The organism is Bdellovibrio bacteriovorus (assembly GCF_001592745.1).
Classification (GTDB): Bacteria; Bdellovibrionota; Bdellovibrionia; order Bdellovibrionales; family Bdellovibrionaceae; genus Bdellovibrio; species Bdellovibrio bacteriovorus_B.
On sequence record NZ_LUKD01000001.1, the window covers coordinates 752,000 to 776,776 of the forward strand.

Annotated in this window: 25 protein-coding genes; 13 read left to right on the forward strand and 12 right to left on the reverse strand. The window is 46.0% G+C overall.

Annotated features, from left to right (window positions below):
* Positions 1 to 51 precede the first annotated feature (51 nt).
* Both AZI87_RS03545 and AZI87_RS03550 read right to left on the reverse strand, forming a co-directional pair.
* A complete protein-coding gene (locus AZI87_RS03545) occupies positions 52 to 1,473 on the reverse strand; it encodes a UDP-N-acetylmuramoyl-tripeptide--D-alanyl-D-alanine ligase (protein ID WP_063205037.1) in 1,422 nt (473 codons plus the stop codon).
* 5 nt (positions 1,474 to 1,478) lie between these two features.
* Positions 1,479 to 2,969 (reverse strand): UDP-N-acetylmuramoyl-L-alanyl-D-glutamate--2,6-diaminopimelate ligase, encoded by a 1,491-nt coding sequence (locus AZI87_RS03550; RefSeq protein WP_063205038.1) that lies wholly within the window; start codon positions 2,967 to 2,969, stop codon positions 1,479 to 1,481.
* 34 nt (positions 2,970 to 3,003) lie between these two features.
* On the opposite strand from AZI87_RS03550, the gene AZI87_RS03555 reads away from it, so the two are divergent.
* Positions 3,004 to 3,690, forward strand: coding sequence for an alpha/beta hydrolase (locus tag AZI87_RS03555; RefSeq protein WP_063205039.1), 687 nt, complete (start codon positions 3,004 to 3,006; stop codon positions 3,688 to 3,690).
* On the opposite strand, the gene AZI87_RS03560 is transcribed toward AZI87_RS03555, so the two are convergent.
* The 6 genes from AZI87_RS03560 to rsmH form a co-directional block, all read right to left on the reverse strand.
* Entirely contained in the window at positions 3,667 to 4,536 is an 870-nt protein-coding gene (locus AZI87_RS03560) for an NAD-dependent epimerase/dehydratase family protein (protein ID WP_063205040.1), read from the reverse strand. The two genes, AZI87_RS03555 and AZI87_RS03560, sit on opposite strands and share 24 nt — an antisense overlap.
* Positions 4,533 to 5,294, reverse strand: coding sequence for a hypothetical protein (locus tag AZI87_RS03565; protein WP_063205041.1), 762 nt, complete (start codon positions 5,292 to 5,294; stop codon positions 4,533 to 4,535). The genes AZI87_RS03560 and AZI87_RS03565 overlap by 4 nt, the downstream gene beginning before the upstream one ends.
* 73 nt (positions 5,295 to 5,367) lie before the next feature.
* Positions 5,368 to 6,930: a RecQ family ATP-dependent DNA helicase gene (locus AZI87_RS03570; RefSeq protein WP_063205042.1), complete on the reverse strand. Its 1,563-nt coding sequence runs from the start codon at positions 6,928 to 6,930 to the stop codon at positions 5,368 to 5,370.
* Positions 6,931 to 7,120: 190 nt separating this feature from the next.
* A complete protein-coding gene (locus AZI87_RS03575; RefSeq protein WP_063205043.1) occupies positions 7,121 to 9,100 on the reverse strand; it encodes a penicillin-binding transpeptidase domain-containing protein in 1,980 nt (659 codons plus the stop codon).
* Positions 9,101 to 9,436, reverse strand: coding sequence for a hypothetical protein (locus AZI87_RS03580; protein WP_063205044.1), 336 nt, complete (start codon positions 9,434 to 9,436; stop codon positions 9,101 to 9,103).
* A complete protein-coding gene (rsmH, locus tag AZI87_RS03585; RefSeq protein WP_063205045.1) occupies positions 9,417 to 10,403 on the reverse strand; it encodes a 16S rRNA (cytosine(1402)-N(4))-methyltransferase RsmH in 987 nt (328 codons plus the stop codon). Before rsmH ends, AZI87_RS03580 begins: the two co-directional genes overlap by 20 nt.
* 96 nt (positions 10,404 to 10,499) lie before the next feature.
* Between rsmH and AZI87_RS03590 the strand changes: the two genes are divergently transcribed.
* From AZI87_RS03590 to AZI87_RS03610, 5 genes are all read left to right on the forward strand, one after another.
* Complete coding sequence (locus AZI87_RS03590) at positions 10,500 to 11,534, forward strand: hypothetical protein (RefSeq protein ID WP_063205046.1); 1,035 nt, start codon at positions 10,500 to 10,502, stop codon at positions 11,532 to 11,534.
* A gap of 16 nt (positions 11,535 to 11,550) precedes the next feature.
* Positions 11,551 to 12,339: a uracil phosphoribosyltransferase gene (locus AZI87_RS03595; RefSeq protein ID WP_063205047.1), complete on the forward strand. Its 789-nt coding sequence runs from the start codon at positions 11,551 to 11,553 to the stop codon at positions 12,337 to 12,339.
* 16 nt (positions 12,340 to 12,355) lie between these two features.
* The gene (gene hpt / locus AZI87_RS03600; RefSeq protein ID WP_063205048.1) at positions 12,356 to 12,886 is read left to right on the forward strand and encodes a hypoxanthine phosphoribosyltransferase; all 531 of its coding nucleotides are present in this window, start codon (positions 12,356 to 12,358) and stop codon (positions 12,884 to 12,886) included.
* Positions 12,887 to 13,025: 139 nt separating this feature from the next.
* Positions 13,026 to 13,640, forward strand: coding sequence for a paraquat-inducible protein A (locus AZI87_RS03605; RefSeq protein WP_253696404.1), 615 nt, complete (start codon positions 13,026 to 13,028; stop codon positions 13,638 to 13,640).
* Complete coding sequence (locus AZI87_RS03610; RefSeq protein ID WP_063205049.1) at positions 13,633 to 14,490, forward strand: MlaD family protein; 858 nt, start codon at positions 13,633 to 13,635, stop codon at positions 14,488 to 14,490. The genes AZI87_RS03605 and AZI87_RS03610 overlap by 8 nt, the downstream gene beginning before the upstream one ends.
* A gap of 28 nt (positions 14,491 to 14,518) precedes the next feature.
* Here AZI87_RS03610 and AZI87_RS03615 read toward each other — a convergent pair whose 3' ends face one another.
* Positions 14,519 to 15,220, reverse strand: a complete 702-nt coding sequence (locus AZI87_RS03615; RefSeq protein ID WP_063205050.1) for a pirin family protein — start codon at positions 15,218 to 15,220, stop codon at positions 14,519 to 14,521.
* A gap of 161 nt (positions 15,221 to 15,381) precedes the next feature.
* Here AZI87_RS03615 and AZI87_RS03620 point away from each other — a divergent pair, with 161 nt between their 5' ends.
* The 5 genes from AZI87_RS03620 to AZI87_RS03640 all read left to right on the forward strand — a co-directional run bounded on the left by AZI87_RS03620 (position 15,382) and on the right by AZI87_RS03640 (position 19,469).
* Entirely contained in the window at positions 15,382 to 16,176 is a 795-nt protein-coding gene (locus AZI87_RS03620) for a thymidylate synthase (RefSeq protein ID WP_063205051.1), read from the forward strand.
* A complete protein-coding gene (locus AZI87_RS03625) occupies positions 16,173 to 16,682 on the forward strand; it encodes a dihydrofolate reductase (protein ID WP_063205052.1) in 510 nt (169 codons plus the stop codon). The genes AZI87_RS03620 and AZI87_RS03625 overlap by 4 nt, the downstream gene beginning before the upstream one ends.
* A 104-nt stretch (positions 16,683 to 16,786) precedes the next feature.
* Complete coding sequence (locus tag AZI87_RS03630; RefSeq protein WP_155722488.1) at positions 16,787 to 17,092, forward strand: PilZ domain-containing protein; 306 nt, start codon at positions 16,787 to 16,789, stop codon at positions 17,090 to 17,092.
* A gap of 15 nt (positions 17,093 to 17,107) precedes the next feature.
* Positions 17,108 to 18,121 (forward strand): UDP-N-acetylmuramate dehydrogenase, encoded by a 1,014-nt coding sequence (gene murB, locus AZI87_RS03635; RefSeq protein ID WP_063205054.1) that lies wholly within the window; start codon positions 17,108 to 17,110, stop codon positions 18,119 to 18,121.
* Between the two features lie 109 nt (positions 18,122 to 18,230).
* Positions 18,231 to 19,469 (forward strand): M14 family metallopeptidase, encoded by a 1,239-nt coding sequence (locus AZI87_RS03640; RefSeq protein WP_063205055.1) that lies wholly within the window; start codon positions 18,231 to 18,233, stop codon positions 19,467 to 19,469.
* Between the two features lie 36 nt (positions 19,470 to 19,505).
* Here the strand turns inward: AZI87_RS03640 and AZI87_RS03645 are convergent, their stop codons facing one another.
* Positions 19,506 to 20,513, reverse strand: coding sequence for a hypothetical protein (locus tag AZI87_RS03645; protein WP_063205056.1), 1,008 nt, complete (start codon positions 20,511 to 20,513; stop codon positions 19,506 to 19,508).
* Positions 20,514 to 20,703: 190 nt separating this feature from the next.
* On the opposite strand from AZI87_RS03645, the gene AZI87_RS03650 reads away from it, so the two are divergent.
* Both AZI87_RS03650 and AZI87_RS03655 read left to right on the forward strand, forming a co-directional pair.
* Positions 20,704 to 21,150 (forward strand): hypothetical protein, encoded by a 447-nt coding sequence (locus AZI87_RS03650; protein WP_063205057.1) that lies wholly within the window; start codon positions 20,704 to 20,706, stop codon positions 21,148 to 21,150.
* A 161-nt stretch (positions 21,151 to 21,311) separates the two neighbouring features.
* Positions 21,312 to 21,995, forward strand: coding sequence for a TetR/AcrR family transcriptional regulator (locus tag AZI87_RS03655; RefSeq protein WP_063205058.1), 684 nt, complete (start codon positions 21,312 to 21,314; stop codon positions 21,993 to 21,995).
* A 71-nt stretch (positions 21,996 to 22,066) separates the two neighbouring features.
* On the opposite strand, the gene AZI87_RS03660 is transcribed toward AZI87_RS03655, so the two are convergent.
* Positions 22,067 to 23,254, reverse strand: a complete 1,188-nt coding sequence (locus AZI87_RS03660) for a lytic transglycosylase domain-containing protein (RefSeq protein WP_063205059.1) — start codon at positions 23,252 to 23,254, stop codon at positions 22,067 to 22,069.
* 31 nt (positions 23,255 to 23,285) lie between these two features.
* On the reverse strand, positions 23,286 to 24,725 hold the full coding sequence (gene dacB / locus AZI87_RS03665; protein ID WP_253696409.1) for a D-alanyl-D-alanine carboxypeptidase/D-alanyl-D-alanine endopeptidase: 1,440 nt from the start codon (positions 24,723 to 24,725) through the stop codon (positions 23,286 to 23,288).
* Positions 24,726 to 24,777 lie beyond the last annotated feature (52 nt).

Sequence of the window (24,777 nt, forward strand, 5' to 3'; positions counted from 1 at the left end):
TGTATTTCGCGCTTTTTACCAGAGCGCTGAACCTGCCAAAGGTTCAGCGTGTTACTGCTTCTCCGCGAAATCTAAAGGTTCACAAGGGAACACAAAGCGTTCCAGCTTTGTCCCGCGTGACGCCTTCACTACCGCGATATCTCCAGATTTTAAAAACTGACCCAGATCCTGGCCTGAAGATTCCTTAAAATCTTTTTCGATCAGGGATGGATTCTTATAGCCGACTTTTTGCAGGCCTTTCCCGAAGGCCTCATAGTCGTCACCGATAAAATAAACCTTATCGAATCCCGCTTGCCCCACCCAGGTGCCCAGCTCTTCGTGTAAGGAGGCTGAGGCACTTCCTAGTTCACGCATTTGCCCGAAGACACCTACTTTGCGACCAGAAACCGTCAACAGTTTCATATTATCGATCAAAGCTTTCATACTGTCAGGATTGGCGTTGTAAGCATCAAAAATCATCTGCGCGCCTGATTTCAAATTCACAAGCTGATTGCGTCCCCAATTTGTTTTGCAGTGAGGAAGACCTGCCCACACCTGAGAAGGACTCATTCCTGCAGCAAGCCCCAAAGCGGCTGCTGCCATCAGATTCGTCAAATTCTGAGATCCAAAGACTTGAACATTGGCAGAGCCTGACTGACCGCCGATGCTTCCTTTGATTGATAGTTCGCCCATGCTCATGGAAGCAATCGTCAAATGCACATCGGCACGAGGGTCTTCTGATGAAAACGTCAGAAGTTTTTCGTGTGGGTATTTTTCGGTCGCTCGCACGTACATGTTATGAGTTTGCGTGTTGTCTAAATTGTAAATACGAAGAGTGTTAGCCCCAGAAGCGATATAGATTTCTTCTTTAGCTTCAGCAACTTTTTCAATTGTACCGAAGAATTCCATGTGCGCACGTCCCACCATCGTGCAGACAACCACATCGGGTTCCGCGATGTGCACTAGCTCTGTGATTTCTCCGGCGTGATTCATGCCCATTTCTACAACGGCGACTTCGGCGTCCGCTGGAATTTGCAACAAGGTGAATGGAACACCCCAATGATTGTTGAAAGAACCTTTGTTGTAGTGAACTTTTTTAACAGAGCCGATCAAGGCAGCAGTGAATTCTTTCGTTGTCGTCTTACCATTAGAGCCCGTAATGCCCAAAACTTTGGCTTTAGATTGACGGCGGGCCCAAGTTCCCAACTGCTGAAGAGCCTTTAATGTGTCAGGCACTTTCAAAATAGTCACTTGGCCCTTTAATTTTTGTACAAGATCGCTGTCTTCATGAACCAAAAGTCCTGAAGCTCCTTGCTGAACCGCTTTATCTAAAAATTGATGTGCATCGAAAGCTTCACCTTTGAGGGCGATGAAAAGTTGACCTTTTAGATCCGCTCGTGTGTCCGTTCCGATTCCTTGAAATTTATCTTCTTTCAGTCCCAGAGTTTCAGCTCCGGTGACTTTCACAATGGTTTGCACATCCATGGCTCTCATTGTTTTTATCTCCCTTGTAAGGCTTCTTCGGCCACTTTCACGTCACTGAACGGGAATTTTTCTTTGCCGATGATTTGATAGTCTTCATGGCCCTTGCCCGCGATCAAAACAACATCGCCCGGCTGAGCCTTTTTCATAGTCTGATGAATGGCTTCTTTACGATCAACATAGACAGTGGCTTTTGATTTATCCGCGCCGGCAACACCAGCCAAAATATCATTGATAATACTTTGCGGATCTTCGGTGCGAGGATTGTCTGAGGTGATGACCACGTGATCCGAAAAACGCAACGCCATTTGCGCCATCAAAGGACGTTTTCCTTTATCTCGATCGCCACCGCAACCAAATACTGTCCAAATTTTCGCTGGAGAATTTAAGTTCTCGCGCACTTTCGTTAAAGCCATTAAAACATTTTCTAAAGCATCCGGAGAATGGGCGTAATCAACAAAGACTGCAAGATCCTGCTTATTGGGAACGGACTGCAAACGCCCCGGAACTCCCGTGAAACTATCTAAAGCGCTGATGCAAATATCCAACGGGATTCCTGCCGATAAACCCGCCCCTAAAGCGGCCAAGGCATTCATCACGTTGTGCGTGCCGGACATAGGAAGACGGATTTCCCCTTCCCCTATAGGCGTGTGGACTTTGAAATGAGTCAAAGCAAAATCCATCTTTAAAATTTCATAGCGAATATCGGAATCTTTGGAACCATAGGTCCAAAGCACCGCGGGATCCGCCACTTTCAAACGACGTCCATACTTATCCGCTGTATTCACAATCGCGTAACAGGGAGACTTTTCGGTCTTCCAAAGAAGATCCGTGAAAAGTCTTTGTTTCGCTTCAAAATACTGATCCATGGTTTCGTGATAATCCAAGTGATCGCGCGTGAGGTTTGTAAAGATCACGGTATTGAATGGCACACTGTCGACACGCTTTTGATCAAGAGCATGGGAAGAAACTTCCATCGCCACGGCCATCGCTCCGTCATCACGGAATTCTCGCAAGCGTTTTTGTAAAAATACCGGATCCGGTGTTGTCATCTCAGAAGGCCAGACTTTATCTAACAAGTGATGATTGACGGTGCCGATAACTCCTGTCGGAATTTTTCCGGCATTCAAGATCGCTTCAGTCATGTAAGTGACGGAAGTTTTTCCATTCGTACCTGTAACACCGACACAGAAAAGTTCCTGCCCCGGATCCAGATAGAAGCGACTGGCTAAAAGATCCAAAGTCTCGCGCGAGTTTTCTGTTTGCCATACAAAACCGGCATATCCTGCGGGAACTTTCGATTTATCTTCAACGACCAACGCCGCCGCCCCTTTGGCCACGGCATCGCCTAAGAAACTATGCCCATCCAATTTACTGCCACGGATTGCGACGAAAACAGAGCCAGGAACAACCAGACGTGCGTCATTAAAGACTCCGCTGACTTCCGTCTCAGACAAAGTGTAATTCGAAGTTCCTGGAATGATGGAAAAGAGATTATTCAGTTTCATAGACTCGGTTTCAAGAATAGCGTATGACTAAGTTATGAGACAACTCGGAAAGATACATTGCCAAGAAATAAATAAAGACGATAACGCGCCCTGGGTGATCTTCTTCCACGGCTTTGGCGCTGATTGTAATGACCTCTTTTCTTTAGGAGAGATGATTTCCACGAAGAAAACTTACAACTGGCTTTTCCCGAATGGAATTTTAGAAGTTCCCATTGGTCCGGCATGGATGGGACGCGCCTGGTGGACGATCAATATGATGGAAATCCAAGAAGCGCAATCCCGCGGTGAACATCGTGATTTTAGCAACGACACTCCGAAGGGTCTTTCTAAAGCTTACGATGCCGCCATGGAAATGATTCGCCAACTCAAAGTGCCTTGGAACAAAATTGTGCTGGGTGGCTTTAGCCAAGGTGCAATGCTCGCCACCGAGCTTTACCTGCGTGCGCCCGAAACGCCAGCAGGACTTGTCATTATGTCAGGCACCTTGCTGCACCAGGAAGAATGGAAAAAGTTGGTGCCAGCCCGTGAAGGACGGCGTTTCTTTCAAAGCCATGGCGAGATGGATCAAGTTCTTGGCCACAAACAAGCACAGAAACTAAATACACTTTTGAATCAAAATGGAATGAAGGGCCCCATGCTGAGTTTCCGCGGCGGTCACGAAATCCCAGCTCCGGTGATTATTAAAATCGGCGAATATCTAAACTCGATTCAAACTGACTAACAAAGAATGCAGCCATTCCCGTGCGGGTTTTGACTGAAAGCCCGCCGTCTTGGCTTTCTCGACGTTTAAAAACCAATCTTCAGAAATTCCATAAGGTGACCAGTTTTCTGGCGATGGCTCCGTCAGAAGCTGAGCTTTCTGTCCCGTGATGGACTCAATATCATTCACAAGCTCTTTCAAAGGAATGGCATCTTCAGAGGCAAAATTAAAAGGTCCTTCATGCTTCGTATGCACAAGCCACAACAGCGCTCGCGCCGCATCTTCAGAGGTGATAAAAGAAAATTTGGCGTTTAAGTTGGGAAAATACAAAGGTTGCCCCTTTTTTATTTTCTGAACATGACCTAACAATCTCCCGGTGTAATCGTCTTCTCCAACAACGACGGGGAAGCGGGCAAAAGAACATTTAAATGGTGCGTTCGTGGCAAAATAATTTTCTGCCGCTCTTTTGCCTTCTCCGTATTCTTCAGCGGGATTCGTAGGAGCGGTCGGTTGATAAAGATAGGGGTTGTAGTCTTCCTCTTGAAGATCTCCACCTAAGGCATACACTGACATGGTCGAAGTCATGATGTAGTAAGAAGTTTTTTCCGCAAAAATTTCGCAGCTCGCAGCGGCTTCTGCGGGAGTCATACAGACCTGATCGACGACAACATCAAAGCTCAAAGAACCTACGGCCGAAGCCAAGGACTCTTTGTTTTTTCGATCCCCTTTTAAGCGATGCACACGGGCGCCGAAATCATCTTCCTGTTGCCCACGGGAAAGAACCCAAATTTCATGACCTTCGTGAATCAAAGAATGCACCAGTCTTTTACCGAAGTAGCGAGTTCCACCTAATACCAGAATCTTCATGCTGAAACGTCCTTCTGAAGCGTCAAAATTTTTGATCTTAATTCCGCAGCTGCGACCTGCATGGATTTCAAATCCGGCACTTGCAGCAGTTTTTCAATGTACTGCGACTCAGCCACTGGCAAATCGCGATACAGATATCGCAACCCGAAGTCATGCTTTTGTGGGGTCCTATGTCTACGCACCAATTGCACCCACATCATCACCAGTCTCTGATAGAACGTGTAGCTGTCAATGTACTTTCCCCGCAGCGATTCCTTTAGAAAAGTTCGGTACAGAATTTCAAATCGCGCAATCCATTGAGACCATTCGATATTTTTTGAACTTTCATAGCGAGGCTGTCGGGACGCTTGCTTAAGAATATCTGTTTTATCAAAAAGCACCTGAGGAGAACCGTGACGTTCGACATTGAAATATTCGGAATAATCCTCCGGAACCAAAGACTGAAAAACGCCAACATCTAAATAATAGGTCTCGGAAGTTTGATCTAAGACATAAAATTTCTGAGCAAAGTTTTTCCATGGGGAATCTTCCACCTTCCATATATGGGTGATGGCAGCCATCTTCTGAAGTGTGTCTTCCACAGTTTGGAAAATTTCATCGGGAGCCGTACTTATAATGACAATATCGGTATCAGAAAGATCATCCTCGAAGCCGGTTGCGGAAGATCCCCCCAACCAAGCTCCTTCTGCATAATCAGACTGCTGAAGATTCTGAACTAAGGATTGAATGATTTTATTTTTATCAAATTCCATCGCCATACAGAAAGTATGGCGGGTCGATGAAAGAATCTCTAGAGAGAATTTTAAGTACTACGATATAAGACGTGAAGTTTTAGCGGGTTAACTCTGCTAAAACATCCCAACCGAACTTTTCGATTTTTGCGTCTCCGATCCCGTAAACGGATTTCATTTCTTCCAAATTTCGTGGATTCTTAACTGCCAGGTGCTTCAAAGTCTGATCGCTGAACACCACAAAGGCCGGAGCATCGAGCTCTTTGGCTTTGGCTTTGCGCCATTGACGAAGAACTTCGTAACGCTTTTCCTGAATCTCATCCAAAACAAAATCCAAATCGGAAGCTTTAGGTTTCTTGGATTTCTTTAAGGACGTTTTGATTTTTTCTAATGTTTGATCCAAAACCAAAGAAGGCGTCAGTGGTTTTAAGATACGACGAGACGATTTCGGATCACAGTTATCACAGTGCCCACAGCGTTCAATACGCTGAGAATCCTTGTAATAAGTCAGAATCTCGGCATGACGGCATTCGCCACCTTCAGAGTAATTTACTAGAGCTTCTAAGTTTCTCCAGCGGGCGCTTTTTATTTCCTCGGGGGCTTCCGAACTGTGAATGAAGTAAGACTGCAGGCCTTTATCCTTTTTCGAATACAAAGCCATGCATGTCGACTCGGCACCATCACGACCACCCCGACCCATCTCCTGGTAAAGAGCGTCGATATTAGCTGGAATTTGATAGTGAACAACCAAACGCACATCCGGTTGGTCGATGCCCATGCCGAAAGCGTTTGTGGCCACAAGAATACGAAGATCCCCATTGGCATAAGCTTCTTGGGTTTGCGCGCGAACTTCAGCCGTTAAACCCGCATGGTAAAAACCCACTTGCTTAAATTTCTTTTGCAAAAGAGCCGCTGTCGTTTCCGTTACCTTGCGAGTCCCGCAGTAAACGATAATGCGCCCCTGAGGCGTGGACTTAATGCTCTGAAGCAACAATTCCAGCTTCGCCTCTTCGTTTTCACAAAGCTCCACCTGATAGTAAAGATTGGAGCGATAAAATCCATGGACCATGCGTTCTGGATTTTTCAAATTCAAATGCTTTGAGATGTCATCTAAAACGGTCGGTGTCGCTGATGCTGTCAACGCCAGGATCGGCACATGTGGGCAGATTTTTTTAAGAATACTTAATTGTGCATACTCCTCTCGGAAGTCATGCCCCCACTGAGACACACAGTGAGCTTCATCCACCGCAAAAAGGGCGATTTGACGATGCTGAATCCATTTCTGAAACCCTTCCTTCTGTGCTCTTTCCGGAGAAAGATACAAAACGAAAGCGCCGCCTTTGTTCAACTCTGCAAAAACATCGCGTTTTTCATCGTCTGACTGACCAGAGTGCAAGCATCCCGCCGGAATACCCAGCCTTTGTAAAGACATGACTTGGTCCTTCATCAAAGCGATCAAAGGCGAAATGACGATCACGAGTTTTTGAAAGTGAACAGCCGGATATTGATAGCATAAAGATTTACCGCCCCCCGTAGGCAGAACGGCTAAGACATCTTTTTTGGCTAGCACAGCATCGATGATCTCTTTTTGCCCGCGACGAAACTGCGGAAGATTGAAGTACTTTTTTAAAAGATCTGACTGCGACGCCTGCTGGATTTCCATACCCGTGTACTTTCTGTGAAAGAATTCAGCGAGGCAACAACAATCTGGCCTTCGCTTTGAAACTCTTCGAGCAAAGAATGAACTGGGAATAGCTTTTAACTGGGGAGTAAAAGGCTGACACAAGTGGCCGATGTTTGAAGAAACCTCGGACAAAAAAAAAGGGAAGATCACTGCAATCTTCCCTTTACTTTTATTTCATTATAACCGTGATTTCTTTTGTTTCCGGCACCAGGGAACCCGCATCCGGAATTGTATCTGCGACAACACCTTGACCGACAAATTTCACTTTCAAGTCTTGACCGTTGATGCGACGAAGTACTTCACGAGTCGTCATGTTCTTTAAGTTCGGAACTGTTTCGCCCGTAACCACTTCCGTGGCTTTGTCTAACTCTGTCGCCGTTAAAACTTCTTTGGGTGGAATTTTCACAACTGGTTTCGGTTCGGCAGCAATACGACGAACTTTTTTATCGACAGTCGAAACTTCGGCCATTGGAAGTGGGGCAATCCCTTCTTTACGAACCGCGTACGAAGCCATGCGCGAGAATAAAGGAGCCGCGACCGTCGCACCGTAATAGGCTTTGCGGGGAGAATCCACCGCCACGTAAATTACAAACTTCGGATCATTCGCAGGAATAAATCCGCCAAAGCTAGAAATGTAGGCGCCCTTGAGGTAACCCCGTCCGTTCGGATTTACTTTTTGAGCCGTTCCAGTTTTACCACCGACCATGAATCCATCCACACGAGCATTGCCACCCGTACCACCCGTAGTAGTGACTCCAACAAGCATCGCACGCATTTGAGCGGCTTGCTCGGCAGTAAGAACGCGACGGATGGGTTTCACTTCCGTTTCTTTCAACTCTCCAGTTTCGGCGTCACGAATGCTTTGAACGATGTATGGTGTGTTCAACACCCCTCCGTTGGCAATGGCTGCAAATGCATTCGCCACTTGCAAAGGTGTCGCTGAAATACCGTGACCGAAAGAGATATTACTCAATAAGTGCTGTCTCCAAGGAAGGGCTTGCACCATGCCGCGAGCTTCACCCGGAAGATCTACGCCCAGCCTTTGACCAAAGCCAAAATCCAAAAGACCTTGGCGAAGTTTGTCCGATCCCATCTTAAATGCGATCTTCGTAGTACCGACATTTGAAGAAACCGCGAGAATCTCGCTCACTGTCAGATCTTCGAACTTTTCTTTCGTTTCCGCTTCACGAATGATGCGATCACCTACTTTGAAGCTTCCTTTTTCACAATAGAACTTCGTGTTTGGTTGAATCAAACCGTCACGCAAAGCGGCCGCAATCACGAAAGTCTTCATCGTTGAACCCGGCTCAAAAGCATCGGTCACGATTTTGTTACGGCGATGCTCGCCCGGAGCCTTCATCGCTTTATTAACGTCAAACGTCGGCGCTGAAGCCAAAGCTAAAACCGCAGAAGTTTTTGCATCCAGGATCACACCCACGGCATGATCGGCTTCAAACGTAGAAACCGCATTGGCGAGTTCACTTTCAAGTCGGTATTGAAGTTCAGAGTCCACGGTCAGACGAAGCTCACTGCCCTCTGGATTTTCAATAAACATCAAACCATCGTTGATTAGGGGACGTCCACGAGCATCTCTCTTCACGGATACTTTCTTTTGATTACCCGCAAGAAGTTGATTGTATCCAAGCTCTAAGCCTTCAAGCCCCTGACCTTCAATTCCCAGAAATCCCAAAGTCTGCGCTAACAATGTTTCGTTCGGGTACACACGGCGCCACTCTTCAACGAAAGAAAGGCCGCGAATATCCCAGGATTTGATTTCATCCGCCGTCGCCTGATCCAACATACGCTGGATCCAAACAAATCGACGATTGCCATCTTTGATTTTTGCATAGACGGATTCATAAGACTGATTCAAAGCCTTCGCCAATTTTTTCGCAGCGACTTTGCGATTCTCAATAATTTTGGGATCTGCATAAAGAGAGTACGCTGCGGCTGACATCGCCAAGTCACGTCCATTGCTATCGACAATGGCTCCGCGGCGGGCCTGCAACGTGACCTTGGTTTGAAATTGACGGTTCTGCAAAGAATTCAATCGGTCGTTCGGAAGAAATTGCAAATATCCTGCACGCAGGATAAGCGCCGACCACAGAACCAATATACCAACAAAGATGATGACAATACGTGATTTCAACTACAGGTCCTTTTTCGCAATGTCTTTATTCACTACTTTTTCTACATCATTCGTCACGGGGCCCGTTAAGTGAATGATCTGATTGGCCTGCACCTTTTTAAGAGTGAACTTCTGCTGAGCCATCGTATCCAAAAGTTGGGGGCGTGTGATTTTCGCGAGCGCAATTTCTTTGGTGCGTTTTTCTTCCCACACTTTTTTATGCTCGCGAGTCAGCTTCAAAACGCTATAGCCCATGCGGCGTTCTTCCATTTGCAGGAAGACGATGGAAAACAAAGTAAAGATGATAACTAGAATGCTAAAAAAAGGTTTTAGCTGCCTAAAGTTTTCCGAGCTCATCCTGAGCACTCCTCTCGAAGACTCTCAATTTCGCGGAACGCGAGCGAGAGTTTTTGTCACACTCTTCCTGAGTGGGAACGATCACTTTTTTATAAACGGATCTGCCAAGATCTTCCGCCTCTTTAAAGATATTTTTCACAATACGATCTTCCAAAGAGTGGAAAGAAATGACGGCCAAACGGCCACCGGGATTCAAAGCTTTCATCATCGCGGGCAAAGCTTGTTCGACAACTTCCAGTTCCGAATTCACTGCCAGGCGCAGAGCCATAAAATATTTTGTAGCGGGATGATGACCTTTGATTTGCCAGCCATCAACGCGTTCAATGAGGCCCGCAAGCTGACTGGTTGATTGGAATGCTTTGGTTTTGCGATCGTTAACAATCGCGCGTACGACACGAGCCGGACGATACACTTCGCCGTACTCTCTGAAGATTCGAATGAGTTCATCCTCTGAAGCCGTATTCACAAGCATCTCTGCTGTCATTCCTTGTTGCTGATTCATTCGCATATCTAGGGGGCCATCGTGATAAAAACTAAAGCCTCGTTCGGCCTGGTCTAATTGCGGAGAGCTCACACCTAGATCTAAGAGCATCATATCAAAGTTATTTAGATTGTGTTCTGAAAATTGAGAGAAATTTCCATGTATTATCTTTAACTGGCCTTGCTCGACCTCCGTCTGGAAGCGCGTTTGCGCGAAGCCGATGGCTGCTAGATCTTGGTCCATGACCGTGGCTTTCATCTGGGGAATCACATAGCGCATCGCTGAGTAATGTCCTCCACGCCCGAAAGTTCCATCGAAGTAAGTTGGATTTTCTTTTTCACGATAAGGATAAAATGCGGCTAACACTTCTTGCAGTAGAACTGGATAGTGCTCAGGCGAGAACTCAAATGGCAGCTCGACTTTGGGCGGGATCACTTCTTCTTTGATCTCTACTCTTTCGCCGGATTTCGGTTTGTACTTTTTCATAGCTGCGGACTCTCTGATCTGTAAGGAATTCCCGTGAGATTTCAAGGTATGAATTATTCTATTGAGCGTCAAGTCGCTTTGTCTTAACCTGATTTTATGTTAATCAACTGTCCACGCTGTGGATTCCAGCAACCGAAAGATAAATACTGCGCGCAGTGTGGCGTCGATATGGAGAACTTCAAACCCGCGACACCCCCGATGTGGAAAAGGGTTTTTGGAAATCCCCTGGTGCAACTGTCGCTTTTAGTTGTCGTTGCTGGTGGCGTCGGAATAAGTCTTTACCAAAAAGGACAGCAAAATCTTGAGCGTCGTGTGAGTTATTTAAAATCCACGGTGCAAATCAATCCCTCGTCCACCACTTCTGTTGCCTCTTTAGCCGAAACCGTTGATTCAGAGCCCACAGAACAAGCTTCACAAGAACCTGCAGAGACTGCTTCTGATAATGATGCCAGTGATGGCTCCGTGAGTGCCTTTAAAGTGGCTCCGGCTGCAGGGGCAAATCCAACGGCGACGGCAACTCCGACAACGACCCCTGCCGAAAAATCTGCGCGCGCGGGAGCTAAAGACGGTTCGCACTTGATCGTGTACTACGCTGAAGTGGGACGTGGCAGTCTGAATGCTATCATGGGCGCCAGCCGCAGTACCGGTCAGTTCATGAACTTTAACGACTATGCCGCAGGAATTCTTCCCACGGTCGACTCAAATATCAACCGCCCGCAGATCACAATTCTTCATAAAGAAGATCGCGCCTTGGATGGAGCACGTACGCTTCAGTGGTCATATTCGATCAAAGATCGCCGCGATCCGTCCGTGGAAATTGGTCTGACGACTTTTTTTGAGATCAGCGAAATTGAGGGCAACATCCTTCGCGGCAATTTGGAAATTCAAAGAACTTGGAAGGACCCGACTCCGGCTGGAACCTTTGAGGTTCAGCGCAAATCCTTTCCGGCGATTTTTGAGATCGGTGGCCGCACTGGATTTTTCTTAGCGGGAGTGATGCCTCCCCACTCGAATCTTGAAAACGAAGACGAACTGACAGCCATTGATGTTTTCAAAATTTTGCGCTCGCCACGCTTTAGAGCCGGTGACAGCGAGTTTGTGATTTTCATCGAGTTCGTTAAAGGCAACTAATCACCAAAGGTCATTTATGGGATTTCATCAAGAGCTGGGACACAAATACGGGTCTCAGGTGCACATTATTGACAGCCCTTTTCTGAGTGGTCTTCTAGCCCGCTTGTGCTCTTCGGACTGCTATCAACCGGAAATCAATCGCATCGTGGAAGTGCTTTACACTCACTTGATATCCATCATTATGAATAATGAGTTCAAGCTTGAAAACTTCACTCAGCCTACACGTATGACGGATGTACATCCCGATAAAAAGCTTCAGGGCGTGCGTTTATCTGATGAGCAAAAGGCCGTCAGTGTAAACCTTGCCCGTGCCGGCACTTATCCTAGTCACATCTGTTACAATGCCCTGCATTTTTCCCTAAAACCTCAAAATGTCCGCCAGGATCATATCTTTGCCGCGCGGGTGACGAACAACAAGGACAAGGTCACCGGGGCCGAATTTGGCGGGATGAAAATCGGTGGCGATGTCAAAGACGCCCATGTCATCTTCCCGGACCCCATGGGTGCAACGGGAAATACTATGATTACAGCGGTCGACCACTATAAAACCCATATTGAGGGACCCGCGAAAAAGTTTATCGCGTTAAACCTGATAGTAACCCCTGAATATTTGAAGAATGTTCTCACCGCCCACCCTGATGTCGTGATCTATGCCTTAAGGCTTGACCGAGGACTGTCTTCTGCGGCAGTTTTAGAGGCTATTCCTGGGGAATTTTGGGATCAAGAGCGCGGTCTGAACGATAAACAGTACATCGTGCCTGGCGGCGGCGGCTTTGGCGAGATCATGAACAACTCTTTTGTGTAGATATGGAGAGAGCACTATGACAAACCTTTCACTGAAACCTTACATCACTGAAGAACAAATTCAGGCAAAAGTAAAAGAGTTGGGCGAGACTCTTTCTAAGAAATTTAAAAACGAAAAAGTTGTCGCAGTCTGTGTCTTGAAGGGTTCCTTCATGTTCTATTCAGATTTGATCCGCAACATCAACGCCGACATCACTTGTGAGTTCTTTGGCGTGGCTTCTTATCACGGTGGTACTTCTTCTTCTGGCGAAGTGAAAGTGACGTTGGACCTTGCTAGCCCGGTTGAAAACTGCCACGTGATTTTGGTGGAAGACATCATCGACACGGGCCTAACAATGAACTACTTGAAGAACGCGATCCTATCGCGCAAACCAAAAAGCCTGACAACAGTGTCGCTTTTGGAAAAGCCGGATGCTTTGAAAGTAAAATGCGAAATTGACCATGTTGGTTTCAAAATTCCGAATGATTTCGTTGTCGGTTATGGCTTGGATTACCAAGGTTACTACCGCAATCTTCCTTACATTGCGCAAGTTCAAAACTTCCAGTAATTCTTCGTTCAAAGTCAGATAAAAAAGGGAGCGCTCAGCTCCCTTTTTTATTTTGTTAATTCGCAAAACCTTTTTTGCATCTCAACAACCCCTCCCCTTGAAACATGACCAGTCAGCGCCTCAAGCTAAAATCATTTTTATGGATGAAGCAGGAACGCCGACACGATATCTAGTTTGTGAAGTTTGTGGCTATCATATGCCTGTACCAGTGCATGTGCGAGCGACGATTATTTGTGATCGCTGTGGCAGTCGCAACACCAGATTAAATCCCAAGTCCACTAAGCTGACCGCGGCATTTTCGTTCACGGCTTTGATTCTTTATCTTCCCGCGAACTTTTTTCCCTTCATGACTTTAGAAATTTACGGAAATCGCACAACGTCGACAATTTGGAGTGGAATCGTTCAGCTTTCAGACACTGGTTACTGGCCTATCGCGATCATCGTGTTTCTAGCGAGCATTTTAATCCCGTTGATGAAGCTAATTATTCTGTTTTATTTATCGGCTACCGCCAAAAACAATCAGAATCCCCGTTTTAAGACTACGCTCTATCACATCGTGGAGGCCATCGGGCGCTGGTCTATGTTGGATATTTTTTTACTGGCTGTTCTGGTGGCGGTGATGAAATTGGGAAATCTGGCGGAGGTTCGTCCTGAAGCAGGTTCGATTATGTTTTTGCTTGTCGTGATATTTACAATGCTCGCTTCGGCGTACTTCGATCCACAAATGTTATGGGAAAGAGAAAGCGATGACTGAGACAGTAACAAAACAAAAATTAAAATCTCTGAGAGCCGGATGGTATATCTGGTTATTTCCGGCCTTTGCGATTGCCATTTCGGTTTGGCTTTTCTGGGACTATTGGCAACAAAGAGGTCCCCATATCAAAATTTCTTTTGAGGACGGATCGCAAATCCAACCGGGGAAGACACAAATTCGTTATCGGGGTGTGACTATTGGTGATGTCCAAAAGGTCACTATTTCTGAAGATAAAAAAGATGTGATCGCCCACGCCATTTTACAGAAACACGCCGAAGAATTCGCCGTTGCTGGCACGCGGTTTTGGCTGGTGACTCCGAAGGTCAGCTTGCAAGGCGTTTCCGGTTTAGAAACACTGATCGAAGGTGCCTACATATCCGTGGATCCCGGAAAAATTGGCGGCGAATTAAAAACTGAGTTCAAAGGAAAAGAAGGTGGCGAATCGAAAGATCCGTTAGAGGACACGAGCACTTACCAGTTAGAAACCAATGACCTTGGATCCGTCAGCGCTGGAGATTCTGTGACATTCAGAGGAATGAAAATCGGAACCGTAACCAAAGAAACTTTGTCTAAAACGGGTCAAACCGTTCTTTTGCAAATCAATATTTTGAATCGTTATGTCCGAGTCATCAGAACGAACACTGTTTTCTGGAGATCATCAGGCATTAGTGCGAAGTTAGGACTGTTCAAGTCGGAACTAAAAATTGATGCCTTGGATACTGTTCTTCGCGGAGGTATCGAGTTAGCAACACCTTCGCCGGCGGGAGAAATCGCAAAGGCTCAAGCTAAGTTTCCTTTGCAAGCAGATCCTCCGAAGGAATATGAAAAGTGGAACACTGTTCTGGAATAAAAAAGGGCCCACATAAGGGCCCTTATTTTTAACGAAGATCAAAGAACAAAAATTCTGTTTCTTTATTGGCTTTTATATTCAACATCGTCTCGTTTTCTATCGCCAAGGCATCACCCGATTTTAGAGTTGTGCCGTTCACGACTAGCTCCCCTTCGGCCAACTGCACATAGGCGCCTCGGCCAGGACGAAGAGAGACCTGCTGTTCAACTCCAGGTTCAAAGATTGCGGCATAAAGGTCGACGTCCTGATTTATTTTTTGACTGTCTCCGCGTCCATCTTTAGAAACCAAAAGCTTCAATTGATTTAACTTTTGTTCTCGTGTGAAAGATTGCTGAGTGTATCCCGGTTTTGCACCGACAACATCTGGCAAAACCCAGATTTGAAAAAGCTGAAGCTCTTCACTGTCGGAAGGATTGTATTCGCTGTGACGAATGCCTGTTCCCGCGTGCATAGTTTGAATTTCGCCGGCCTTGATTTCACCGACGTTTCCTAAACTGTCTTTATGAGCCACCGTCCCCTTTAAAACATAGGTGATAATTTCCATGTCTTTGTGAGGATGCGCAGGAAAGCCTGCGGACTTTGCGATCCAATCCTGATTGATCACGCGAAGATCGCGAAAGCCCATAAACTGAGGATCATAGTAATCACTAAACGAAAAGGAATGCCGAGATTTCAACCAGCCGCCAAATTCTGCATAGCCTCTGTCTTCAGATTTACGTAAATACATCATATTAGGCTCCTTTCCTTTCCATAAGATGTGCACGAAGTAGGCAATGGCAAGCCCTCATGACACGATACAGAACGTTGGACCCATGCGATATGCCTGTATTTCCATAGACAAAAAAGACAGCTTCAAAAATACTGTCATTGGGCACCTCTCAGGGAGGATCGATGAAGCAGTACCACGATCTTATTAAATTCGTTCTTGAAAATGGCACAAAAAAAGAAGACCGCACTGGCACCGGAACTATTTCAACTTTCGGTTATCAAATGCGCTACAACCTTGAAGAAGGTTTTCCTCTTTTAACTACCAAGAAGTTACATACGCGCTCTATCTTTCATGAGCTTTTGTGGTTCCTAAAAGGTGAAACAAATATCAAGTATCTTCACGACAATAAAGTGACGATCTGGGATGAGTGGGCTGACGAAAACGGCAACTTGGGTCCGGTGTATGGGAAACAATGGCGTTCGTGGGAAACTGCGGATGGTCGCACGATTGACCAGATTACCAACGTGGTTGAACAAATTAAAAAGAATCCAAATTCGCGCCGTTTGTTGGTCGTGGCGTTCAACCCTGGCGACGTAGATAAAATGGCGTTGCCGCCTTGCCACGCCTTCTTCCAGTTTTATGTCGCTAATGGAAAACTTTCTTGTCAGCTGTATCAACGTAGCGCGGATATTTTCTTGGGCGTGCCGTTTAATATCGCGAGCTATGCATTACTAACTCATATGATCGCACAGGTCTGCGGCTTGGGTGTTGGTGATTTCGTTCACACTTTGGGTGACGCTCACCTTTATACGAATCACTTAGAGCAAGCTCAGTTGCAGCTAACTCGTGACTTCCGTCCTCTTCCTCAATTGAAATTAAATCCCGATGTGAAAGACCTTTTTGCGTTCACATATGAAGACATTGAAATCGTAGGTTACGATCCGCACCCAGCAATCAAAGCGCCGGTGGCCGTATGATTTTAACCCATATTGTGGCTTGCTCAAAAAATCATGTGATCGGAACTCAAGGCGGTTTGCCGTGGGATCTTCCCGAGGATATGAAATTTTTCCGCGACACCACAAAGGGTCACATTATGATTATGGGAAGAAAGACTTTTGATTCTTTCAATGGCCGCGCTCTTCCCAACCGCTACCACATTGTGATCACGCGCGATCCATCCAAACAAAACTTTCCCTCGACGGAATCAAGTCCCGTCGTTTTTGTTTCTTCGATTGAAGAGGCCGTCGCCCATGCAAAACCACTGACGGCAAAATGGGGAGATGAAGTTTTCATTATCGGCGGCGGAGAAATCTATAAACAATCCCTGCCGATCACCAACAAAGTCTATCTAACCCTTATCCATCAAGACTTTCCGGGCGACACCTATTACCCGCAAATTGACGAAAATGTTTTCACGCTGAGTGCACGTCGTGATGTGGAAGTGCCAATTCCATTTTCGTTTCTTACCTACATTCGCAAGTAGGGTCTAGATTTACAGTCTCATTTTGAGAACAGGGAATTTTGGACTCTACGAACGCGATATTTCCTCCGACAATAGAATCAGCAACCATGCCTTTCGGAGTCGCGATGAAAACGTCCAAACGATTTGCCACAAAAGAAACTGCGAAGATCGAAGTTTACGGGCATATTGGAATTCTGGTTGCGAGCCTCAAAAATCTTTCTGAAACCGGCGCTTTTCTTGAAGTCTCTCAAGGTGATTACGTCCCTCAAAAAGGGGACCTTTTGAACATGACCGTCCAACTTGACAGTCTTCGTCGTACTCATAACGTCGCGGCCGAGGTTGTTTGGAGCAAAGGTTTGGGACTTGGCATTTGTTTCATTAACAAAGAACAGGTTCTGGAAAGAATGATGGCCAAAGCCGTTGGCTTCTAATAAAATCTGTAAATCATGCAGATCCGCACAAAAGTTGACTTAAGCTCATTTAACACTCTTCAATTGCGTTCCCAGGCAGAACACTATGCCGAGCTTCATTCGCCGTCGGATCTACATGCCATTCAAGATGACGCCTCTTTAAAAAAACTGACTTGGAATATTCTGGGTGGGGGCAGCAATCTGGTATTGCCCTCTTCGATCCCCGGCTTGGTTTTGAAAGTGTCCAATCGAGGTAAAGAACTTGTCGCCGATGACAAAGACTTCTGGTTCGTCAAAGTCCAAGCCGGTGAAGTTTGGAATGACTTTGTTCAGTGGACTTTGCAGCAAGGTTTCTGGGGACTGGAAAATCTATCCCTTATCCCTGGCACGTCAGGCGCGGCACCGATTCAGAATATCGGCGCTTATGGAGTCGAGATCAAAGACACTCTTTGGGAAGTCACCTGCTTGGATTTAAAATCCGGAGAAACCAAAGTTCTTTCGAATAAAGAATGCCAGTTTGCTTATCGCGATAGCTTCTTTAAACAAGAAGGTGCGGGTCGCTATCTTGTCTGGGATGTCACGTTCCGTTTACCAAAGAAAAATGTTTTGCATTTGGAATACGGAGACATCCGTAAAGAACTTGAACGCCAGCAATTAGCGGCGGATCCTCGCACCATTGCCAATGCCGTGATTCACATACGTCAAACGAAACTCCCTGATCCACGCGTGATTGGTAACGCCGGCAGCTTCTTTAAGAACCCCATCGTTTCTAAAGAAATGCGTGATTCAATCTTGATGAAGCATACGGATCTGGTGAGTTATCCTTATCTAGATGCCAACTTTAAGCTTGCTGCCGGATGGTTGATTGATCGTGCAGGCTGGAAAGGGAAAAAACTGGGACCGGTCGGCATGTTTGAAAAGCAGGCTCTGGTATTAGTAAACCACGGCGGCGCTTCCGCTGATGACGTGTGGAAGCTTGCCAACCAAGTCAGTCTGGACGTAAAAAACATGTTCGGTGTTGAAATCGAGCCTGAACCTATTCGCTGGTAAAATCCTCCTAGACCTAAGGCCGTGTGCACCGACTAAAGACTTGTACCTCAACATAGATCAAAGACACTAAGGTATTCCTGACAGCAATGTCAGAACCCAAGGAGGGGTTATGAAAATCACCAAGGTGCTCGTTGCGGCCGCATTTATTGCCGTAGGCTTTCTGCCTTTTCAAAATGCACACACTGTCGATTCCACTCAGTATTGGATGAAAGTTCGCGCCAAAGATAAATTCGAAAGATCTTTGATCGCAAACACCGGTCTTGCCATTGAAACTACTCGCGAAGATTTCGTCGTCGGCGTGGGAAGTTTGGAAGAAAAAAACGCGATTGAGCGTTTGGGCCTTTTAGAAGTCAGTTTTCCTTTAACAGATGCCATGGACTTCCCGGCGAAAGACGCTGCTTTCCACAACTATGCAGAGATGACCGAAAAGCTTCGCACGTTGGTGAATAATCACAGCTCTATTTCACAAATGACTTCGATTGGAAAATCCGTTGAAGGCCGTGATATTTGGGCTATACGCATTTCAGGAAACCTCGCAGAAGCTGATACGCTTCCCGCAACCGTATTCATGGGCGGACATCACGCACGTGAACATCTTTCGATCGAACTTCCCATTTACTATGTTGAATATCTTTTAACAGAATACTCCAAAGGCAACCCACGTATTCAGCGCTTGGTGAATGGTCGTGATATTCACTTCATTCCGATGGTAAACCCGGACGGAGCAGAATACGATATTTCGACGGGAAGTTACAAATCCTGGAGAAAAAATCGCACACGCAATAGCAACGGCACATATGGTGTGGATTTAAATCGCAACTACGCCTATGGCTGGGGTGGCGAAGGCGCTAGCACAAGTCCTAACAGTGAAACTTATCGTGGTCCTCACGCTTTCAGTGAACCTGAGACTCAAGCTATTAAAAAGTACGTCGACACTCACGAAAACATCACGATCCTTCTTTCGTTCCACACGTACTCACAGTTGATCTTGTATCCTTGGGGTCACGTGTATGAAAGCATCGCAAATACCCAAGACAAACAAGTTCACGAAACAATGGCCAGAAAGATGGCCGAGTGGAACGGTTACACTCCCCAACAATCTTCTGAACTCTATATCGCGAGCGGAGACACGACAGACTGGTCCTATGCAGAACACAAAATCATTTCTTTCACTTTCGAATTAGATCCCGGAAACAGCGGGTGGGGCTCGGGTGGTTTTTATCCCGGGGCGGGTGTGATTCCCGAAGTGCAAAGAAAGAACCTAGAACCGGTTCTATATTTAATTGAATACTCTGATAATCCCTACAGAGCCGTAGGATCTGGAAACGGTCCGATCTTTAAGCCCTAAAATAAAAAACCCAGCTTCACGCTGGGTTTTTTATTTTTATCGTGTTCCTTCAAGAGCTTTTCCGCGCAGTCTGACATTGGACCCGCTAAATTCTTTCGCCCGTTTTTCTTTTGAACCCAGATGTTCATTCACAAAACTTTCACACTCACCTGCTAAAGGATCACCGGAAGGCTTCTGACAGCAGCGAATCACGGCTGCCGGAAGTTTATTTAGTTTTACCTGAGGATCTTGCGCCATAGTTACAGAATAATCCGATGCACTGTGACCCTTGTTAAATCTTGTGACCTCTTCTCCATTGATCCAGATATGAGGACCTTCCCCTTTGTTACATGTGATTTCAACTGTCGATTTTGGAGTTTGCGCCAGCATTTCACTGATTTCTTGAATGCTCGAAAGAGCTTGGCTGTTTCCGTACTGGGAAAGACACTTTTTCGTCATGTCTTGATTCTTGTTGAAATAATAATTGTCACGACAGCGCGCCAGTGGAGACTCTGACGAGGCTTCGCGCACAAGCCACAACGAGGCCGCCATAGAAACTTCGAGACATCCTGAACTCACCACCATATTGCAGGTCAAAGAAGCCTGAGCATAGGGAAAGAACAAAGACCATAAGCCCGCCCCTTTTGACTTTGTCGGCAATAGCTTCATACTGACCAAGCGGCGCAAGTAGGACATCTTTTCTTCTAAAGACTTATAACGATCAACTTCGATCTTGTGACCGTTCACCAAGAACTCACCGCGAAAATAGTCCGTGATTTCCACAGAGATCTTCGTGCCATCAGAAAACTTGTAGTTAATGACTTGATCCTCGCTGGCAACTTCGGGCATCTCGACCCAGAGCTTTTTTTGAATGAGGCTTTCCAAATATCTCACTTCGCTTTCACTCAAGCGAGGTTTCAATTTTTCTAAGGCTTCCGTGGGAGACTTGATTCGCGAAAGGCTGAGAGCAGTGTCAGCGATGATCTTTTTTTCAACGTCCTGTCGGGGCGCCGCAAAGGACGCGATAGAAAAAAACAAACTGAGGATCAGTGCAGAAACTTTCATGGGAACCTCTAATTGTTATGACCCTTATCGTATCGGTTTGTTACACACCTGACTTTAGAAAGGGCGTCCTCTAGCCCCGCCATTTTCGCCCCCTGTCTCGAAGTTAGACAGGGACCCTTGCCTAAAAACAAATATAAAGAAGCATACGGCGCCCTGGTTTTGCACTATACAGCCATGAGGGAAAATTCGTATGCGCCAATTCAAGCTGTTCGTCGCCTTCATACTATGCTTTTCATTTACGTCGGCCTATGCCCAAAGCCTTTGCCAGGTTACTGGTAAAAGTCGATTGGCTATGGATCAGCGTGATGACTTAAGACTGAAATGTCTGAAACAGAAAAAAGCGCAGCTCAATGTTTCTTCCTGCTTAAACATCGCTAAAAAGATGGAATATTCTACCAACGCTGAAGACGCTCGCTTAGTTTGTCTTTATGATCTTCGCGGCATTACGATCAAAGAGTGCCACGCTATTTCAAAAAGCATGGAATACGCCGACACCGGCGATGAAGTTCGTTGGGAATGTCTTCGCCGTTTCAATCGTTCTTTGACGAAAAAACAGTGCAACACTTTCGCAAAGAACATGGCGTATCCCGCTAACACTCAACGAGCGGAAGTTTACTGCGCGCAAGAGCTCGAGTGACCGAACTCTAATATAGATCACATTCAATACTAAGAGCCTGTTCATTACAGGTTCATTACAATTCTGTAAAAAACCAGACTTGCCCCTCTATGCAATGCTCCTTATTCTGTCCTCATAGGACACGAATCCAAAAGTGCGTATTTAGAAGGGATAACTCGGTCATGACTCAATCTATTGAGAAAGAAAAAGCAAAGAAAACTAAGATCATCGTGAAAGCTCCGACACAAGAACGTTCAAGGCAAACTGTAGCCACGATCTTAGATGCTTGTTCTCGTCTTCTTATTTCAGAAGGCTTCTACTCTATTACTACAGACAAAATCGCGAAAGAAGCCGGCGTCAGTATCGGGTCTCTTTACCAATTCTTCGGAAACAAAGAATCCGTCGTTCAAGCTGTGGTCAAAAATATCGTGGAAGAAGATAAACGCATTATCAGCGAAAAAATGCGTGCGATTTCTCCATTGCCACCTGAACAGCGTGTAAAAGCGATGATTGAACTGGCTGTTGAAACAATCCGCCGCAACTCTGAGCTTCGCGCGAAACTGACAACGATCCAATATTATGTTGCTGAGGCATCTTATATGTCCGAGTCGATCCGATTCTTCCAGGAAGTTGTTCGTTACAACCTTCCGCAGATCCCGGGTCGCGACATGGAAAAAGTGTCTTACCTCGTAGTGAATGCTTTCATCGGCTTGGTGAATACAATGTCTATCGATAGACCAGAAGCTATTCATGATGCAGGCATCGTGCAAGAAATCACGCAAATGTTCTTCAAATATCTAGATATGGAACCTACTACCACAGCAACAGCCTCCGTAGGCGCGCGTGCTAAAGGCGACTTTATCTAAATTAAATGATCACCCAGAAAATAAAAAAGGGAGCGAAAGCTCCCTTTTTTATTCCGTTTTCGAAAAGTCTCTTAGCGACCTTTCTTATCTTCCATCGCCACTGTACGATCTTTTCTTGCCAACGAAATCAATGCCACATTGTATTTGTCTTTAGGAACTGAAATCACCGTTTGCGCTGGGATTGGATGCCCTTTGCGTGCCTTGTGTGTCAGATGTGGGTTGTAAACCTGTGCCTTAGAATCATCGCCATCAAACCAGCTGACGATTTCTTTGTACTTCACAGACACCGGAAGTTTTAAATCTTGCGCGGGCAATGGTTTCGACCAAACCACAGAACCGTAATACTTGTTGGCGTTTTTTTCCACTTCAAGTGCCGCCAGGAAGCTTGCATAGAAGTTACGTGAAGCAAAACCGAAGCTCTTACGAGAGCGCACATTTTGAATCAACTCCCCCAACTCGCGAGTTTCATAACTCTTTGTCATTTTTAGAACGCCCGTAGGTCCATGGTTGTAACCCGTCACCGCCAAAGGCCATGATTCAAGCATCCCATAGTTTTGACGAAGAAGTTTCGCTGCTAGCTTCGTTGCTTCCAAAGGATGATTTCGTTTATCCACCACCGGAGAAATCATTTTATAAGGACGAGCCGTGTAAGGCATGATTTGCCAGATACCGCTCGCTCCTACTTTTGAGCGCGCCATGATATTGAATGAACTTTCCACGAAAGCCAAACGAGTCAGCTCGACAGGAACTTTGCTGTCTCTGAAGATTTTTTCCATGTCTTCAAGATAGCGGCCGGAATAAAAGATCGCGTCTTGCATGCGGTCTTTTTGACCTAATTGAAAACGCAGACGTTCACCTTCTTCAGGAGTCGCCAAACGAGCCGCGATGATCTTTTTAACTTCATCGACTTTCTTTTGCTTTTCGCGCTCGGTCTTTAAACCTTTAAGATCGACGATTTCATAAACGGTCTCTACGTTTTCCGCATCATGAATCACGCCTTGTTCCGTCGTGTACTTCGTATAGACGTCGATCCAAAACTGAACCTGTTTTTCCATACCCTTAGGAATCGAGAAGGCCGATTCGTTGTACCCTAAGGCAGCTGATTGATCGGCAAAAATAGGCGCACGCCAAGGACGAATCTCCTCAGGGCTTCTGCCTAATACTTGCGGCACTACTTGCGCAGCAATATCGCCTTGCGCTCCCGCGACTGGAGCAACAGATAAAATCGCGTATAAAATTGAGACACTCAGCTTTTTCATCGAACGTCCACCTTCCTGGTTCTCATTCGGCTTATTTTACTAGATAGATAAGTAAATTATCAAAAAACGCACGAATCTTTGTTTCATCCGTAGACCCGTTATAAACAAACGAAAACGTGATCACCCGACCATCCTCTAATCCCGCGTAACCCGCTAAGGATACGACGTTCGTGAGGAATCCCGTTTTAGCACGCACCCAACGTTCTGCCGCTGAGTTCTTCATTCGCTTTTTGAGCGTGCCATCGACGCCGGCAATGGGCAAGGACGTAAGAAATTCGGGCTGGACTCGGAAATCATCACGCAAGTGGTCTAAAACTTTCCACATGGCAAAAGATGAGATTCTATTTTCACGCGACAGACCCGACGGCGAGTTTATCTTATACTGATCCGCCGGAAGCCCGAGACCTTGCAAATGCTCATTGATGACTAACACCCCGTCCGCCAAAGTCGCACCTTTTGTTTTTTTCGCAACGCCCAAGTTCTTTGTCAGCATTTCCGCCACGTAGTTGTTCGAAAACTTGTTCATGTCAGCAACCATCTGCTCAATCGGTTTGCTTTCCGACTCAGCTAAGACATCTGACTTCTCTGGTGTGACACCGTTCTTCACTTCTCCGGTGAGTTGAATTCCGCGCTGAGCAAGAAATGCTTTCAAATTGTACCCTGCCCAAAGGTCGGGCTGCTGTACGTTTTTGAAAACCACGATCTCTTTCAAGCCCTGTCCGATTGAACCGCCGACGATAATCACATCGCCGGGAAACTTTTTATCATCTTCACGATCAGCCAAAAGATTATTTCCAGATCCGGAAACTGTTTTTGAGCGATTGATCAAACGGATGTATTCGTTTTCGGGATCAATAAAAACTTGCGCAGTAGAGCCTACACCATTGGGTCGGACGAAAATATTCACCGAGTTCCAGTTAAAACTCATCGCTCCCACCGGAGCGTCGTACGCGCGATCGACGCGTTCTTTTTGTCGACTGAGGTCGTAACGGACTTTGTCAAAAAGAGTGTCGTCAACGACGATATCACCTTCAATTTTCTTTACGTTATTACGAGTGAAAGCATTGACCAGATACCACATGTTTTCGGAGACGAAAGAAGGATCACCGCCGCCTTTTAGATAGAGGTTCCCTTTAAGAACACCGTTTTTTGGTTCTACATTCGATAAAAGCTGCGTTTTAAATTTGTGACCCGGAGGAAAGTGCTCGAGGACGGCCGAAGCCGTGGCGATTTTGGAAATAGACGCCGGGATCATCACCTTCGTACCGTTGGTGTCCAGAAGAACTTTCATTTCCTCCCCTTCACCGACAGTCGCATACATGCCTAAGTCTTTAGCATCCACGCCGAACTTTTTTAAAAGGGCCTGATATTCTTTTTGCAGATCCGCGAATTTATCTTTGGATTCGGTCCCCGATGCTTGAGCGTTGGCGAAAACAGAAAAAAGCAGAATGGTGGCAATAAGATATTTCAAGTCCAGCTCCCCTCGGGCTTACCCGTCTAGGTATAGTAAAGGCTGAAGTTTT